Raw genomic sequence first — 14,860 nt, forward strand, 5'->3', positions numbered from 1 at the left:
GGGGTTCTCCCCACGCGAGCGGGGGTGGTCCGGTGGAGGTTCACGAGCGGAACAACCCCGAGGCGTTCTCCCCGCGCGAGCGGGGGTGGTCCGACGTGTTGATCACATCGATCGTCGCGGTCGCCGTTCTCCCCGCGCGAGCGGGGGTGGTCCGGCCAACGCGGCGGGCGAGAGGATCGCCCGCCGGTTCTCCCCGCGCGAGCGGGGGTGGTCCGTGGGACGTGAGCGGCGAGGACCGGTACGTGCCGTTCTCCCCGCGCGAGCGGGGGTGGTCCGATCGGCGCGGGCATCCCGGTCCCGCAGGACACGTTCTCCCCGCGCGAGCGGGGGTGGTCCACGAGAGGCCCCCGGGACGAATAGGAAACGTCCGTTCTCCCCGCGCGAGCGGGGGTGGTCCGGCGACATCCGGCTCGTCTTGCAGGAGCAGCAGGTTCTCCCCGCGCGAGCGGGGGTGGTCCGACCGCCTCGGCCGCCCCGTTCCGCTCCAAGACGTTCTCCCCGCGCGAGCGGGGGTGGTCCGCGGAACGCGTGGGCGAGTCGGATCTGCTCACTGTTCTCCCCGCGCGAGCGGGGGTGGTCCGAGACCGGATGGTTTGAGTGACCGACCCCATGAGTTCTCTCTGCGCGAGCGGGGGTGGTCCGGAGAGTTCCCCAGTCTGGGTCGGGCGGTTCTCGTTGTCCTCGCGCGAGCGGGTGGTCCGGTCCACACCGACGCCCCGGCGGCAGCGCTCCGGCTCTCCCCCGCGCGCGCGGTGGTCCGTCCCAACTCCGATCATCAACGTCTTGGAGGGCGTTCTCCCCGCACGCAGGGGTCCGTCGCCACCGCACCATCCGGCTCGGGGCGGATTCCCTCGGTGCGGCATGTGGTGTACGGGTCAAATCCTGCCTCGCTCTTGTGCACCGAGCGAGGGACCTCCTTTGCGAGGTTCGGTTGCTGGGTCTGGTTCGGCGGGGTTGAGTGCTATGAGGGTGAGTCCGTCAAAGTCGACGGGGGTACGGCGGCGTCGGCCAGCGGTGTGGAGGGTGAAGCCTTGTTCGTTGTCGTCGGGGTGGAGGAGGACAGCGGCGCCCTCGTCGATGGAAGCGGCGACGGCAGACCAGAGTTCGGTGCGGACGCGGGCGGAGAGGGTGCCGACGTAGAGGCCGGGCAGAGGGTTCGGTCATCCAGCGGGTGAGCGCGCCGCGTAGGTGGTCGGGAATGGCGGTGGTGGCGATGACGGTCATGTTCGCCATGTCAGTCGTGTCCGTAGTTGGTGCCGCTGGCAAGGCGTCCGAAGTCGGGGTCCCAGAGGTCGACGAGTTCTTCGGCGGCGTCTTGAGCATCTTCTTGACGAGTGCCGTCGTCGGGTTCCAGGAGGGTCTGAATGTCGGCGACGATGCGCGGCAGCAGGCGGAACAGGCGCAGGCCGTCGCGGAAGGAGCGGCGGGCTTGACTGTCGGGGTCGGTGGAGTCGTGGAGGGCGAAGGCGAGAGGGATGGTGAGTTCGGCTTTGTAGAGGTCGGCGATGTCGTAGATGAAGGAGTGGCTGGTTCCGGTGTGGACGAAGCCGAGTCCAGGGGCACAGCCGATAGCGTTGATGGCGGCGTCTGCGATGCCGTAGAGGCAGGTGTTGGCGGCGGACAGGGCTCGGTTGACCGGGTCCTGAGCGTCCCAGTCGTCGGGGGCGTAGGAGCGTTTGAAGGGCCGGACTCCGTTCTGTTCAGCGAGCATGCGGTAGAGGGCCTTCATCCGTTGGCCTTCTAGTCCGCGAAGCTGGGCGATGGTGGCTTCAGAAGGGGCGGTGTCGCCGAATCGTTGAAGATACATGCGGCGTGCAACGGCGGTGCGGGTGGTGTCGTCGGCCCAGGCTCGTGCCTGCGTTTCCAGCCAGCGGGTGGGTAGGGAGTCGGGGACGGTGGCGGTGTAGCAGCGGACGCCGGCGTTCCCGGTGCAGATGACGGTGGTCCCGTGGCGGGCGAAGGTTGACAGTGCTCTGGTGGTGATCGAGACACCGGGACCGAGCAGCAGGCACCCCAGTGCGGCGGTGGGCAGGGCGACGCGGCGGATGTCGTCGCCGAGTTGGAACAGGGCTTTGACCCCGGTGTCGTCTTGGACGATGCGCGCGACGTCGATGTAGAGGAAGGATAAGGAGTCACCGATACGGGGCAGCATCGCGGCAGTGGGTGCTGCTAGCCGTTGCCGAGCGTTGCGGGGCGGTGTGGTGCTCATGCGGGCGCGATGGTGAGCAGGCCGCAGCCGTAGGGCTTGCCGCGTCCGATACCGGCCCGGATCTTCTCGATCAGTGCCTTGGGATCGGTGACGGTGGCGGTGCCGTCGAATCGGGTGCGGGCATGGGTCATGCGGGCGTTACCTCGTCGGCCGGTGGCTCCCGGAAGCTGGCTGCTGTGAAGGCTGTGCAGGACCATGCCGGCGGAGTCGGCTTGGCGTTGCCACCACTGGTCAGCGTCTGCGCCGTGCAGTGGGATGACTTGCTTGGGGCGCCCCGCGGTGGTGTTCTTACCGAGTTTGCTGGTGGCGTTGGCGATGATTCTGTAGTGGACGTTGGCGCCTTCGCGCAGCCCACTCAGGAGCGGTGCAAGGGATTTTGTGCGGGCGCTGCCGTAGTCGGCGGGCAGGCTGTCCAAGGCGGGCTTGATGCCGCTTTGTACCAAAACGGTGAAGCCGCTGGGCTGCTCTTCCAGTCGGAACAGGGCGGCGGCCTGGTGGCGAGCTTGAGTTCCAAGGCCCTCGGGAAACAGTGTCATGATGCGGCGATGCAAGCTCGTGGCGTCGCGGAGGTCCTTGAGGACGGCGCGATCGCGGGTGTTGGGGACGATCTGGGTGATCCACAGCTCGGTGTTCATGGGGTGTTCTCCCCGGTGGACTGTTTCAGGTAGGTGGCGAGACTGTTGACGTAGTCGATCCCGAGGCCGGCGCACTGGGCAGCGGGGAGTTGCAAGTGTCGTCGGTAGACCGGACGGGTCCGGTATTGCCGGGAGTTGGGAGCGAAGGACACCGGGTCGTCTTGGATCTGTGTGTGCACTTGGTGGTGTTCAGAAGGGTCCGGGCCGTCGGGCCAGTTCCCAGTGAAGGCGGCGTCCGCACGGAATTCCACCGTGACCGACTGGGTCCTTTGGGGGGCAGTGCGGGCGAGAGGAAGGCCGATCAGGTGATCGATCGGATCACCGCTGGTGGTGGTGATCAGTAGCGGGGCGTCGGGTGGGCAGGACCGGCGGCCCAAGTAGGGCGGCCAGAACGGTGCCCGCAATGCCTGGGCGCAGGTATCGAGCAGGGTGGGGTCTTGTGCGGTGACGGAGACGGTGAACGCTGCGTCCTGAAGGTAGTAGCGGTTGGAGATCAGGGTCGCGGTGTCGGCGGAGCGGCGTTTTCCTTCGGCGGTGACCACGGTGAGGGGGCGGGGCATGCCTCCGCCCACGGTGTGGAAGTCGCGCAGCAGGGTGCCGGACCGATCGACGCGCGTAGTGAACCGCAGGGCTGTCAGATCGTCGATGGGTTGGTCTCGGCGGCGGCCCAGGGCTGCGGCGATCAGACCGATTAGGCCGGAGCGCGTGGGGGTGCGTGAGGTGTCACGCTGGTTGAAGCGGGACCGTTCTCCCCACGATTGCAGGGGGCCGCTCAAGTGCAGCAGGACAGCGGTGGTGGGTTGGGGACTCACACCTTTTCCTTCAGCGGCATGACCCCGTCCAGGGCACAGTCGAGTGCGCCGACGATGAGCTCGTCGAAAGACACGACGCGCTGGCCCAGACCGCTGGTGTCGGCGGGGGACAGGGTGGCGTGGGCGTGGTGGAGCAGCCCGCTCGTTCCCAGCAAGCCGTTGACGGCTGTGGCGTAAGCGCTGAGCGCCTCGACGGAGGGATCGCTGTGGCCGCCGCCGGAGTAGTCCGCGGCAACTGGCTTCTCGAACGCAGCGGCGTAGGAGACCGGGCGGTCGGCGCGGACGGTCACGTGAGCCAGGGCCGGGACCGTGTTCGGCGCGGTCGAGTTCTTCTTGGCGTGGGGCAGCGACAGCAACGCAGCGCGGATCACGCCGGCGGCCAGTTCCCGTGTGTCGGCCAGGCTGCCACCGAGGTTGCGGTGCAGGTCTTGCAGGTCGACGACGATGTTGCGGTAGAACACGCCTGCGCTGTGCTCGGCATGGCCCATGTGGGCGCTGCCCGTGGTGTCGCCCCATCCGGATGTGACGTCGTCGACCGCGCTGAAGTAGTCGATCTCGGTGTCGGTGGCGTGGGTGGTGAAGCAGTGGGCGACCTGAACGGCTCCGTCAACTTTGGCATCGTCGACTTGGGCGAGCATCCGTCCGAACAGGTTGATGATCCCGTTGCGGCGCCGCAGGATCGCATCGATCTTGTCGGTGGGGACAACGGCATGCTTGCGCTCAAACTTGGCGGGATCCTTGGCCTGCTCCAGGGCCTCGCGGTGCTCGATGGCCAGCTCGGCGAGCTCAGCAACGGCGGTCGCGGGGATGTAGACCATTGCGGCGGTGGTCCAGGCATCGGAGACGCCGTTGGGCTCGACGTTCTCCTCCTTGTCCTTCTTCTCCTTCTTCTTGGGGGCTTCTGCTCCGACGCTGCTGGCGACGGCGATGTGGCGGCCGGCACGCTCGGCGAGCTCGGTGGGCCAGTGGTGGTTGTCCTTCAGGTGCTTGCCGATCAGTTCGGGCAAGCGGCGGGTACGCAGGGCGTCCTGTCCGAGGTTCTGCTGCAGGTGCAGCCGCATGGCGCGCTTCCAGCACTGGCTGCTGACACGGGTGCGTTCGACACCGCCCCACTTGACGGTCTTGATCGCGTTGGTGTCGTCGCGGTTGAGGTTGGCGAACGGAATGGGCTGGACAACGTGTACTTCGAGGAAACGGCCAGGGATCGTGATCATGGTGGACTCCGACAATTGAAGGTCAGGGCGGAAGGAAGGAGGAGAGAGATGGGCTACTCTGCGTCGGGTTCGTCGTGCTCGGCGCGGTCGGCCTGCTCGGCGGCCTGGCGTTCAGCCGCTGACCGGGTGCGGTAGAACGACTGCAGCCACCGGCGCGTGATCTGGTCACGATGCCTGTCCCACCGGCACAGATCGACCAGGAGCTGAGCCCAGTCCACCGCCGAGGAACGGTCGGCCAGTACTCGGACGGTGGCGGGCAGGTGCCGATGCACACCATCGACGCTTTGCCGGGTGAGCAAGCTCAAGCGCGCCTCGGCGGCGCTCTCTCGAAGCACACCGTGCTCGACACCTTCGGCGAGGCATTGCCCGAAGTTGCGTCGCAGTGCCGTGCCGTTGCCTGTGGACTCAGCGCCGTCCTCGGACGCACCGTCAGGGGCCGACCCAGCAGGGCCGGGGACTTCGGGTGCCTCCCGTACGACCGTGCTGCGGGCCTGGGGCGGAAGCGCGGCGATCATGGCTGCGACGGCGTAGTAGGCGCGTTCGCTGTTCTGGCTGCCTGGCGGAACACGGGCGGCGATGACCTGGTGCATCCGATGACAGCGATCGAGGGGGCGTCCCAGGCCACTGCGGAGCGCGGCCCGTTTGCCAGGGTCCTCACACAAGCTGAAGACGGTCGAGACAAATTCGCTGGCCCTGACCGCAGTGTTGTTGGTTCTTGCGGGAGTTGGAGTGGTCATGTCTTCCTGCCAATGATCGGATGGGCGCACCGGCGTCAGCTCGACCGCTTGGGTTTGGCTGCGGTCCTTCTACGCCCGCCGTACAACTCGATACGGGCCTGCTCGATGGCACGGGCATCGCGGGTACTCCGGATACGTCCCTGAGTGACCTCGTCGAATGCGCTCGCGGCCGCACGCAGGAAGGGTTTCCAGGAGTCGGTGTAATCCTCGCGGCGCATCCGGCCCCAGAAGATGTCCTCGGCGAGTGGCCAGTACGCCGCCGCTGCATGGTCGGCCCAAGCGCAGTCACTGACCTTGTCCTCACTGTTGACCAGCGCCCACGCCCGCTTGGCGGCGTATTCCAGGCGCCGCCCATACAGCTCCCCGAACATACGAAGGTCTCCGATGCGTCGCGCGCGGCGGTGATCCTTCTCCTGGATTCGGAACAGCAGCGGTGGCGTGGCCGACGACACGAATTGGACATCTTTGGTCTTGCCGTCCTGCTCGAACCCCAGCGCTCGCACCTTGAACGTCCCAGAACCGAGTTCGTCGACGGTGTCGAAAGCCTCCGGCCGCCGAGGCTGCGCGGTGCTGGTGGTTTTGAGCTGCAGCAGACCGTCCAGGTCACGCCACAGGTCCCGGCTCGCGTCGGCTGGACGCGCGTATGGGTTGCCCTGCTGGCTGATCTGGTGGATCAGGTACGCATCATTGGTGGAGGGCTGCTTGATGCGTCGTCCCCAGGTCACGAAGGCGTCGGTCACGTTCTCGCCGGTCTCGTCGGGCACCAGCAGCAGCGCGTGCTGCCATCCGCCCGTCAGCCGGCTCCGCAGTCCGGGATAGGGATCGGGTTCCGGCGGAGGGGCCAGTGGATCGGGCAGCTCGTCCAGCTCCCAGGGGCACAGGTCGACGCCCGGACGCAGTTTGCGAGGCGGAGGCGTCAGTCCCGCCATCAGCGTCTCCAGCAGCGTCGCGCCTTCGGGATGGTAGGAGAGGCTGGAGCGTAGCGGTCCCGCCGACACGTCCGCTGCCGAGACCGAACCGTGCTTGCGGGTCGCGCACCGGCCGGATGGCCCGTAGTAGAGCCACACCAACAGCGCGGCGAACGCCTCCACAGTTGGGACCGGAGCCGGCACGGCATCCCAGTGGTGCCCGAACCACACGGAGTTGTTCCCCGCGGGACGGCCCAGCACCAACTTGTTCACCCCGGCGCTCTTTGGGCATACCTCCGGGTCGGCCAGTCGCGGGTCCTGGAGGAAGGGACGCTCTGGATGAAAGAGATCCAGGCGCCCGGACATCTCGTCGAAGTACCGATCGACCACGGCGGGGTCCAGCGGCTGGCCTGCGAGTTCAGAACGGCGGTCCAGCCAGTCATCCTCATTCTCGTTCTCGCCGAGAACGTCCAATCCCGTGATCCGCGACGTCATCGCATACAGCAGCCGGTACATCGCCGACAGGAACGGCGCCGGAGTGAGTGTCAGCGCCTTGATCTCATGGGCGTGAACGAACAGATCACGCAACCCGACCCGCGACGGGTGTCCTGGCAAATGATCCAGCCAGGACACGTCTGCCCATCGCCTCTCAACAAGATCAAAGCTGACTCTCGATACCACAGGCCTCTCCTTTCTCGCGAAAAACTGCCCAGCCGACTTCTCGTGGACGCCCAATCTGAGTGCGATCTCAATTCGTCGCGGCGTCACTGTACCGCCGCAATCGTCGGCGGCGCAGGCAGTCGCGAAAGACAACAGTCCGGCTATGCTTTCGCACTGCGCGAGTGCAGCCGACCGCAAGCGAGAGGCAAACGCAAGCGATGCCAAGCAGTTTCTTCACAGTCCCTGCAAGAGCAGGGGCAGGCGGTTGATGCGCCCCCCAGGTGCAATGGGCTCGAACGGCTCAACTAGCCGTACAAGAAAGACTGCCAGGCGAAGACTCCATGAGGCCGGTGGTTCTTCCATACTCGACGTCGCCTGGCCGGACTCGGCCACGCCATCGCCCGTTGGAATCACGATGCATCAGCAGTAGCACCCAGTCGACTAGAACGGAATTCGTCTGCCAGGCGAGGGGCGTGGGCAACAGTTCGGCGTCGCCGCCGACCCATGTCCCTGGGACGGGAATCATGTGGCGAGCGATCAGGCGAGCGCCGGCTGCGGACACCTTCGATGCCCCATCCATCCCAGGCACGGGGAGTTCGCCTTGCTCGTCCAGGGTCCAGCGGTCAGGCTCCTGCTGGTAGACGCACACCAGCCGCGCCGAATCCGCCCCCAGCCGTGTCGTGATCAAAGACGGATCGATTTCAGCCTTGGCATTGCTCATCTTCCATAGATCGCTCAGCAGGCGGCTGTATGGTGGCTCAATCTTGACCAGTTCCGATATCTGACGCTGAGCTGCCTGCTCCGCCAATCGCTCACCGTCAGCACGCCCGATCGCATCCGCCGTCTCTTCGTCCATCTTCGAGACGCTGGCAAAGTCGGCGGCATACACCGCGTCAACCAGTTCCTGCACTGCTCCCGGCACTGCGATCGGCGCACCGCCTTGCTGATGCAGGAGTCGGCTTGTGCGATGCAGCAGGGACTCGTCATAGACATCGCCCCAACTCTTCGGGACAGCGAACCCCCCGTCGGCGCTCACGGGATCGAGCACTACGATCCGTGGATCACCGCTGATCCATTCCGGACGCAGTCCTCGATGCAGATCGTGGTCATTTCCTCGGTGACGCTGGCACCGTCCCGAGCGCTGCAGCAGCAGAGCCATAGGCGCCAAATCGGTTATGAGCAGATCGAAGTCCAGGTCCAAAGACTGCTCGATGATCTGCGTAGAAACCAGGACCGTTCTCGGCCGAGCGCCATGCTTGCCGAAGTCAGCCTCGCAATTATCGGTGATTTCGGCGCGGTCGGCGGCCCGGAAGCGTGAATGCAACAGCCGCAACTCAGGCGGCCGCTCACCAGCCTCCCGCAGCTGGGAGAACCAGACGGCAAGCTGCTGGTGGGTTTCTTGCGCCTCCTTCACCGTGGTGCAACACACCAGCACGCAGCCCCGGTCACTGGCCACGACCGGCTTCAGCAGTTCCCGAATCACGGCAATCCGATGCCCGGGACGGTCCCGATCCTCTCCTCGCCTCACTGGAATCACCTCGAACGCGAGATCACGCTCGCGTTCACTGCGCACCGCTCGCGGCTGGCATACTTCGCCCGTAACCGCGTCGGCGAACAACCATCCCGGATAGCACGGTCGTATCTGCGCCCCGGCGTCATGACCGCTGCCGCGTAGATAGGCGTCGACCAGCGACCGGGCGGACGAGCCGGTGAGCGTTGCCGACAGCAACACGACCGGGGCCTTCAACGCGCCGAGCCACTCCAGCAACCGCACGAGCAGGGCATGCATCCACGCGTCATAGGCGTGGGCCTCGTCGACGACCACGACCTTGCCCGCCAACGCCAGCAGCCGCAACACGTTGTACCTCACCGGCAGCACACCGGTCAGAGCCTGATCGATGGTGAAGGTGCTCAGCGGCGCCAGAAGGCCACGCCGACTGGAATGCAGCCACCGGGCCGCTTCCATCGAGGCCTCCGGTTCAGAGACCACCGCGGCGGCGTCAGCAGCCGACGCCGCCGCATCCCCTGCGGCAGCCTGCGATAACCAAGCCATACTGTGCACGCGCGTCAGCGCCGCGTCCCCCAGCAGCGCCCTACCCGCAAACTCGGCCACCCGCTTGTGCATCGCATCAGTCGTCGCCATCGTCGGCAGGCAGAACCCAAGCCCGTCAACCCCGCTAGCACGAGCCAGGACGGTCGCGCCGTACAAGGCCACCTCGGTCTTACCATCGCCCGGTGGAGCGGTCACTAGCAGCAGCCCTGGCCCGCGGACCAGCTCGGGAAGGTCTTTCGCTACCGACGCCTGCAACGCGTTGGGCTTAAACGAGAACAGCTCACCGAATGTCTTCTCACCGAACTGGGCCTGCCCCAAGCCTGCATCCCGGACGACTTCCGGTGCCTCGGCCACCGCGCGCTCCCAATGGGCACGCACTTCAGATTGGGTGGCTTCCCAGCCCGAGGCCGGCATCCGAACGGAGATGAACTCCTCTTGACTGGCCAGCCAGTCCGCGACAATCACTATCCCCAACACCACGACTGCCACGGGGAGAGCGAGTCGTTCTCTAAGTGGTTCGTGTGCCTCCGTCAACTTCTGGAGAACTCGGACGTGTGCCTCACACTGCTGTCGCCACACACCCTCCCCAAGGCCGTCCCGCCGCGGATCACGAAGCTCAGATCGGCTTAACGCCGGGCAGAAACGCCCGTGATGCCCACCTAGTAGCTGAGCGATCTGATGCGCAACATCCCGGCGCGCAACCGCACCACCCGGATACCCCAGTCCCCGCAGGATCTCGACCAGCACCCACTGCGTCACCTCGTTGTGCCGCAATCCGGCGACCGGCTTATTCTCCTCTCCGCCGTACTCCGGTGCCTGGACCAGCAACTGCGCGTAGAGGTCGTCTACTACGGCTTGAAACGACGGAGAGATCTTCCCGACGTCATGCAGGCCGGCCCAGAAGGTGACCAGCCTTCGCATGGCCGCGTTGGCTGACGCCGACTCGGGACCGGCGCCGTGCCTCAGCACAGCGATGCCCTCAACCCATGCATCCCATAACGCGCCCGCGATCGCAGCTGTGTCCATCAGATGACAGATCACTGGATACGGAGCGGGCAAGCCATGCTGCTTCCCCCACAGACGAGGATCGACAGCCGAAGCCGCCCCGGACGCCCGGTCATCTCGTCGCATAGAACCTTCTCCCAGCCCGCCCCGTCACCGATCCCCACCACTGGAGCACAGACCACCGACAAAACCAGCGCGTCCACGTAGGCTCAACCCTGTGAGCCGTCGCCGCCAACTCCCCACCCATTCATCACAAAACGATGACGCCTCCACATAGCCACAGGTCGCGAAGTGTTCTCCCCGCGCGAGCGGGGGTGGTCCGGTCCGGTCGTTGACCTTGTCCTGCGCTTCCGCGTTCTCCCCGCGCGAGCGGGGGTGGTCCGTACACCGGGTCCTGCAGCCGGATCCCGACATGGTTCTCCCCGCGCGAGCGGGGGTGGTCCGCCGATCCCGCTCGACAGGTTCACCCTGGACCGGTTCTCCCCGCGCGAGCGGGGGTGGTCCGGTCGGTAGCCGATGACCACGATCCTCGCTACCGTTCTCCCCGCGCGAGCGGGGGTGGTCCATCCGGGTTCGAATCCCGGTCGCGCACGGGTGGGTTCTCCCCGCGCGAGCGGGGGTGGTCCGAGGCAGGCGTACGGCCGCGCGATCGAGATGGCGTTCTCCTCGCGCGAGCGGGGGTGGTCCGCTGATGATCAGCGCGCCGATGACGATGACCGCGTTCTCCCCGCGCGAGCGGGGGTGGTCCGGACGCGGCGCAGGGCATGGACCTGCTCACCGCGACCCGTTCTCTCCGCGCGAGCGGGGGTGGTCCGAACTCATCGCCGCCTACGGCATCGCCCAGGCCGTTCTCCCCGCGCGAGCGGGGGTGGTCCGACGAGCGCGCCCGGGACGGGGCGGAGTGACTGGTTTTCCCCGCGCGAGCCGGGTGGTCCGCCGCGGGTGGCGGGACATCGGATACGCGTTCGGTTCTCCCCGCGCGAGCGGGGGAGGTTCGGCCGAGCGCATGGAGGAACTGCTCGCCGCCGGGTTCTCCCCGCGCGAGCGGGATGGCCCGTCGAAAAGTGTTGTGATGAGGTTGCACAAGTTCTCCCCGCGCGAGCGGGGGTGGTCCGTCGCGACGCTGAACCGGGCACCCCACCCCTGACGACGGTTCTCCCCGCGCGAGCGGGTGGTCCGACCACTGCGCCGCCTTTGCTGACGCCGTCCTGGTTCTCCCCGCGCGAGCGGGGGTAGTCAGATGCGAGGTGGCATAGAGGGGTGGAGGCAGAGGTTCTCCCCGCGCGAGCGGTGGTCCGCTGGGCCGATCCGTAGGGTCCGGACAGCCCAGCCCCGCCGCCACGTTCTCCCCGCGCGGCAAGGATTTCCGCGCGCGAGCAGGGTCCGGTTGGCCGAGCACGCTGGCCGCTATATCTTCCGGTCCTCCCCTTCCGGCAGAGAGCAATCCGTGCCTCCATCGATGCTTGACCGTGTTCAGGAAGGCACCCTTGCCGTCAATTACTCCACCACCCCCTGTTGGACCGCGGCTACTCCCAACTGGAACCGTGTTTGGACTCTCAGGGTCTCTCGCAGAGATCTGATATGTCGACGAACCGTGGTGAGACTCACGTCCACTCGTTCCGCAATAGCCTCATCCGGCAGGCCCTGAACGAGTAGGCGGAGGATTTTAACCTGAATTTCCGGGAGACCTTTGCTGTTTCGCCCGGTCCCACCGAATGGGATCGCTCGCTCCCAGAGTAGTTCAAAGTATTCTCCAAGCGCGTCTACAATCACCGAGGACTGAACCAACAGCGCACCGGCTGACTCGGCTGCCGTGAGTGGAAGGAGCGCGATCGCTTCGTCAGCGAGGCCCATGCTCATCCGAATGCGGGGAAGTATTCGAACCTGTATGCCGGTCTCGGCTATCCTTTCCAGCTTGGTGCGCATGGTTGCTTCTTGCAGGGAATCGGCATCATAGATCGCTCTACATCGGGCGCCCCGCTCTACTGCGGAGGGAGCTGCGTCAATGTCGCCGATTTCTTCCATCGGTTCTGTCGGCGCGTGGCTCGCCAGGGTCAACCATTCCCGCTGCACCGAGCCGAGGAGCGTGCTGGTCAGCCTGCCGACCTCGTCGCTGTCGGTAATGAGCTGGGCCAACTGGCACACCGATGGGTCTGCGGACGCGCTCGTGGACGACGGTAGGTCACGCATGCGCTGATATCCGCCCAAGAGCCTCTGGTAGTCGACCAGCGCCTCTTGAGCAAGGCCGACAAGCGCGTGTTGGAGCGCAACGTCCATCGGAACAGGTATCAGCCAAGACGGCTGATCGGCTACCGATTCGCAGGTCCGCGCCATTCCCGCGCCGATCAAGCTGTTTAACTTATCCGCTCCCCCGAGTATATGTGACGCTTCCTCGGTTGAGCATCGCCCTGCGGCCAGGAGTCGAAGGTATAGATGGAGGATTCCGGCTTCAACAACTCCGCCGAGCAGTCGGGCAGCCTTCTCTTCAAGAGAACGCATGTGGCCCCCCTAAAATCAAGCAACTGCACTAACTCCATGGCCACACTTCCATGGAAGTCAATCTACATCCTCACAAGAAAGCCTTATTTAGCTCAGTTTTTGCAGAAGTTTCCATCTCCGGAAGCAGGTAGAGGGCAACCAACACAGAAAGTGTCGCGATGACAGCTGTAAGGCCCGACCCGAGCGCAAGCGTCTCAGGGCCGAACGTGTTCGCCAGTGGCCCGGATACCAGCATGATGAGTGGCATCAGGGCATAGCTGGTCACCATGTTCCAGCTGTTGACACGGACGAGTACGTGCGGGGCAAATCGTTCCTGCAAGGTGGTTGTCCATAGGACGTAGTAGACCGCCTGGCACACTCCGGGAATGAGCGCTGCAACGGCGATCACTTGCCAGGTTGCTCCGCTTCCCATGAGGAGCATGGGCAACGCCGCCGAGACGGGAAGCACCGCAGCCACGCGAATCGCCCGGCTTGGCTGCCACCAGGCTCCGAACAGGGCGCCCACCACTGCCCCAAGGGGCTCGCAGGCAAGGATGACGCCCCAGGCCCAAGCATCGCCGTGCCCATCGGTGATGTAGAGCGGACCCGCGATCTTGGTGTAGCAGACCACCGCGGTCGTGATCGCCGTGTACTGCAGTGTCATGATCCAGACCCATGGGTGTGCGCCGAACTCGCGCCATCCGTCCCGCAGGTCGCGCAGCGGGCCGGCTTCACGGTGGCTGGGACGTGTGGTGGCCAGCCGGCTGAGTAGCACGGCGCTCAGTCCGCACAGGACACCTCGCATTGAGGCGGCCCATGCCGGGCCGATTGCGGTGACCATCGCCCCGGACGAGACGAGGCCGATGAGCAGGCCGACCGCCTGCGTTTGATTGACCAGAGCGTTACCGGCTGGCCGGTGTGGCGAGTCGAAGAGATCGGCGATGATGCCGCGCAGCGTGGGCAAAAACATGGCGGTGGCGACGCCGCCGATGGCGCCGAGCGCGCATAGCAGTGTCAGGGGCGCCTTCCCAGTGGAGAGTGCGGCACCGATGGCCAGCCAGGAGAGGCACGCCAATGTCTCGGAACCCATGAGCACGTGGTGCCGGCGGAAGCGGTCTCCCGCCACCCCGCCGCAGATGATGAGCAGGGCCGGGAAGGCGTTGCATGCCATGACCAGCGACAGGCCGTGAGCACCGTAGCCGAGGTTCATGACGCCCCAGGCCAGGGCGAGTTGGCCGAATCCGACACTCGCGCTGGAGATGACGCGGGAGATGAACAGCGGCGCCACGGACGGGTCCCGGAGCAGGGCGATCGGCGACAGGAGACCGAGCACGTGGCTCCTACTCCCCTCTCAGGTGTGCGAGGAGGAACTGCGCGATGTCCCCGTAGGCCTTGATCTCGTTGCTGCGGTTGGTGAATCCGTGGCCTTCATCGGGATAGACGTCGTAGCGCACGTCGATGCCGCGGGCGCGGAGCCTGGTGACGATCTGGTCGGACTCGTCCTTGGGGACGCGCGGGTCATGGGCGCCTTGGATGACCAGCAACGGCGCGGTGATGGCGTCGGCGTAGGTGATCGGGGATCGGCAGGTGAGGTGTTCGGCGTCGGTATCGGGATTGCCCAGGACGGCGTCCACGGTGGGTCTCCAGGTGGGCGGGCAGGCCCGGGCGAGAGTGACCAGGTTGGACGGCCCGCAGAAGGACACACCAGCCGCCCACTGGTACGGCAGTCGTGCCAGGCAGGACAGGGCGGCGAACCCTCCGTAGGAGCCGCCCATGACGGCGATGTGGCTGGCGTCGATGCCGGGGAGGGTCTGCAGGTGGCGGACGGCGTGGTCGAGGTCGTCCAGGTCGATGCCGCCCCAGTTTCGGTAGATGAGCTTTTGGTGGGTGAGCCCGTACCCGGTGGAGCCGGCGATGTTGGGGGCCAGTACCGCGATGCCCTCGTGGAGGAGGTACTGGTAGAGGCCGGCGTAGGCGTACTCGGGACGTTCTTGGGCTTCAGGTCCCCCGTGCACCGAGAGCAGGACCGGATGCGGGCCTGGCGTGTGCGGCCGGTAGAGAAGGGCGTGGACGTAGCGTCCGCCGGAGGCCGGGTAGGTGATCAGGTCGGGTTCGACGGGTGCGATCACCTGGAGGGCGGGTGGGCGCG

11 protein-coding genes, 1 pseudogene and 2 CRISPR repeat arrays are annotated in these 14,860 nt (G+C 66.1%); of the genes and pseudogenes, 1 reads left to right on the plus strand and 11 read right to left on the minus strand.

The genetic code is table 11. The features are described 5' to 3' along the window. Positions 1–3 precede the first annotated feature (3 nt). Positions 4–642: a CRISPR direct-repeat array (repeat unit 29 nt; unit sequence GTTCTCCCCGCGCGAGCGGGGGTGGTCCG). A gap of 212 nt (positions 643–854) precedes the next feature. Then, the gene (locus ETD96_RS48400; protein ID WP_435818038.1) at positions 855–1,175 is read left to right on the plus strand and encodes a hypothetical protein; all 321 of its coding nucleotides are present in this window, start codon (positions 855–857) and stop codon (positions 1,173–1,175) included. A 7-nt stretch (positions 1,176–1,182) separates the two neighbouring features. Here ETD96_RS48400 and ETD96_RS47955 read toward each other — a convergent pair. The 11 genes and pseudogenes from ETD96_RS47955 to ETD96_RS27045 form a co-directional block, all read right to left on the minus strand. Next, a pseudogene (locus ETD96_RS47955) lies at positions 1,183–1,233 on the minus strand (type I-E CRISPR-associated endoribonuclease Cas2e); the annotation flags it as partial. Between the two features lies 1 nt (position 1,234). Then, the gene (gene cas1e / locus ETD96_RS27000; protein ID WP_138639297.1) at positions 1,235–2,209 is read right to left on the minus strand and encodes a type I-E CRISPR-associated endonuclease Cas1e; all 975 of its coding nucleotides are present in this window, start codon (positions 2,207–2,209) and stop codon (positions 1,235–1,237) included. Beyond that, positions 2,206–2,844, minus strand: coding sequence for a type I-E CRISPR-associated protein Cas6/Cse3/CasE (cas6e, locus tag ETD96_RS27005; RefSeq protein ID WP_138639298.1), 639 nt, complete (start codon positions 2,842–2,844; stop codon positions 2,206–2,208). The genes cas1e and cas6e overlap by 4 nt, the downstream gene beginning before the upstream one ends. Continuing rightward, positions 2,841–3,656 carry a type I-E CRISPR-associated protein Cas5/CasD gene (gene cas5e / locus ETD96_RS27010; protein ID WP_138639299.1) on the minus strand — a complete coding sequence of 272 codons (816 nt, stop codon included), beginning with the start codon at positions 3,654–3,656 and terminating at the stop codon, positions 2,841–2,843. Before cas5e ends, cas6e begins: the two co-directional genes overlap by 4 nt. Continuing rightward, entirely contained in the window at positions 3,653–4,870 is a 1,218-nt protein-coding gene (gene cas7e, locus ETD96_RS27015; RefSeq protein ID WP_171069251.1) for a type I-E CRISPR-associated protein Cas7/Cse4/CasC, read from the minus strand. The genes cas5e and cas7e overlap by 4 nt, the downstream gene beginning before the upstream one ends. 53 nt (positions 4,871–4,923) lie before the next feature. Beyond that, positions 4,924–5,607 carry a type I-E CRISPR-associated protein Cse2/CasB gene (gene casB, locus ETD96_RS27020; protein WP_138639300.1) on the minus strand — a complete coding sequence of 228 codons (684 nt, stop codon included), beginning with the start codon at positions 5,605–5,607 and terminating at the stop codon, positions 4,924–4,926. Positions 5,608–5,642: 35 nt separating this feature from the next. Then, entirely contained in the window at positions 5,643–7,283 is a 1,641-nt protein-coding gene (casA, locus tag ETD96_RS27025) for a type I-E CRISPR-associated protein Cse1/CasA (protein ID WP_338072605.1), read from the minus strand. Positions 7,284–7,476: 193 nt separating this feature from the next. Beyond that, positions 7,477–10,359 (minus strand): CRISPR-associated helicase Cas3', encoded by a 2,883-nt coding sequence (cas3, locus tag ETD96_RS27030; RefSeq protein ID WP_138639301.1) that lies wholly within the window; start codon positions 10,357–10,359, stop codon positions 7,477–7,479. Between the two features lie 167 nt (positions 10,360–10,526). Next, positions 10,527–11,109: a CRISPR direct-repeat array (repeat unit 29 nt; unit sequence GTTCTCCCCGCGCGAGCGGGGGTGGTCCG). Positions 11,110–11,730: 621 nt separating this feature from the next. Then, on the minus strand, positions 11,731–12,582 hold the full coding sequence (locus ETD96_RS27035) for a helix-turn-helix transcriptional regulator (RefSeq protein WP_171069253.1): 852 nt from the start codon (positions 12,580–12,582) through the stop codon (positions 11,731–11,733). Between the two features lie 220 nt (positions 12,583–12,802). Then, positions 12,803–14,044 (minus strand): MFS transporter, encoded by a 1,242-nt coding sequence (locus tag ETD96_RS27040; RefSeq protein ID WP_138639303.1) that lies wholly within the window; start codon positions 14,042–14,044, stop codon positions 12,803–12,805. Positions 14,045–14,051: 7 nt separating this feature from the next. Then, positions 14,052–14,860, minus strand: an 809-nt coding sequence (locus tag ETD96_RS27045; RefSeq protein ID WP_205719480.1) for an alpha/beta hydrolase family protein, incomplete at its 5' end; no start/stop codon positions are given.

It is taken from the genome of Actinomadura geliboluensis, assembly GCF_005889745.1.
Taxonomy (GTDB): Bacteria; Actinomycetota; Actinomycetes; order Streptosporangiales; family Streptosporangiaceae; genus Spirillospora; species Spirillospora geliboluensis.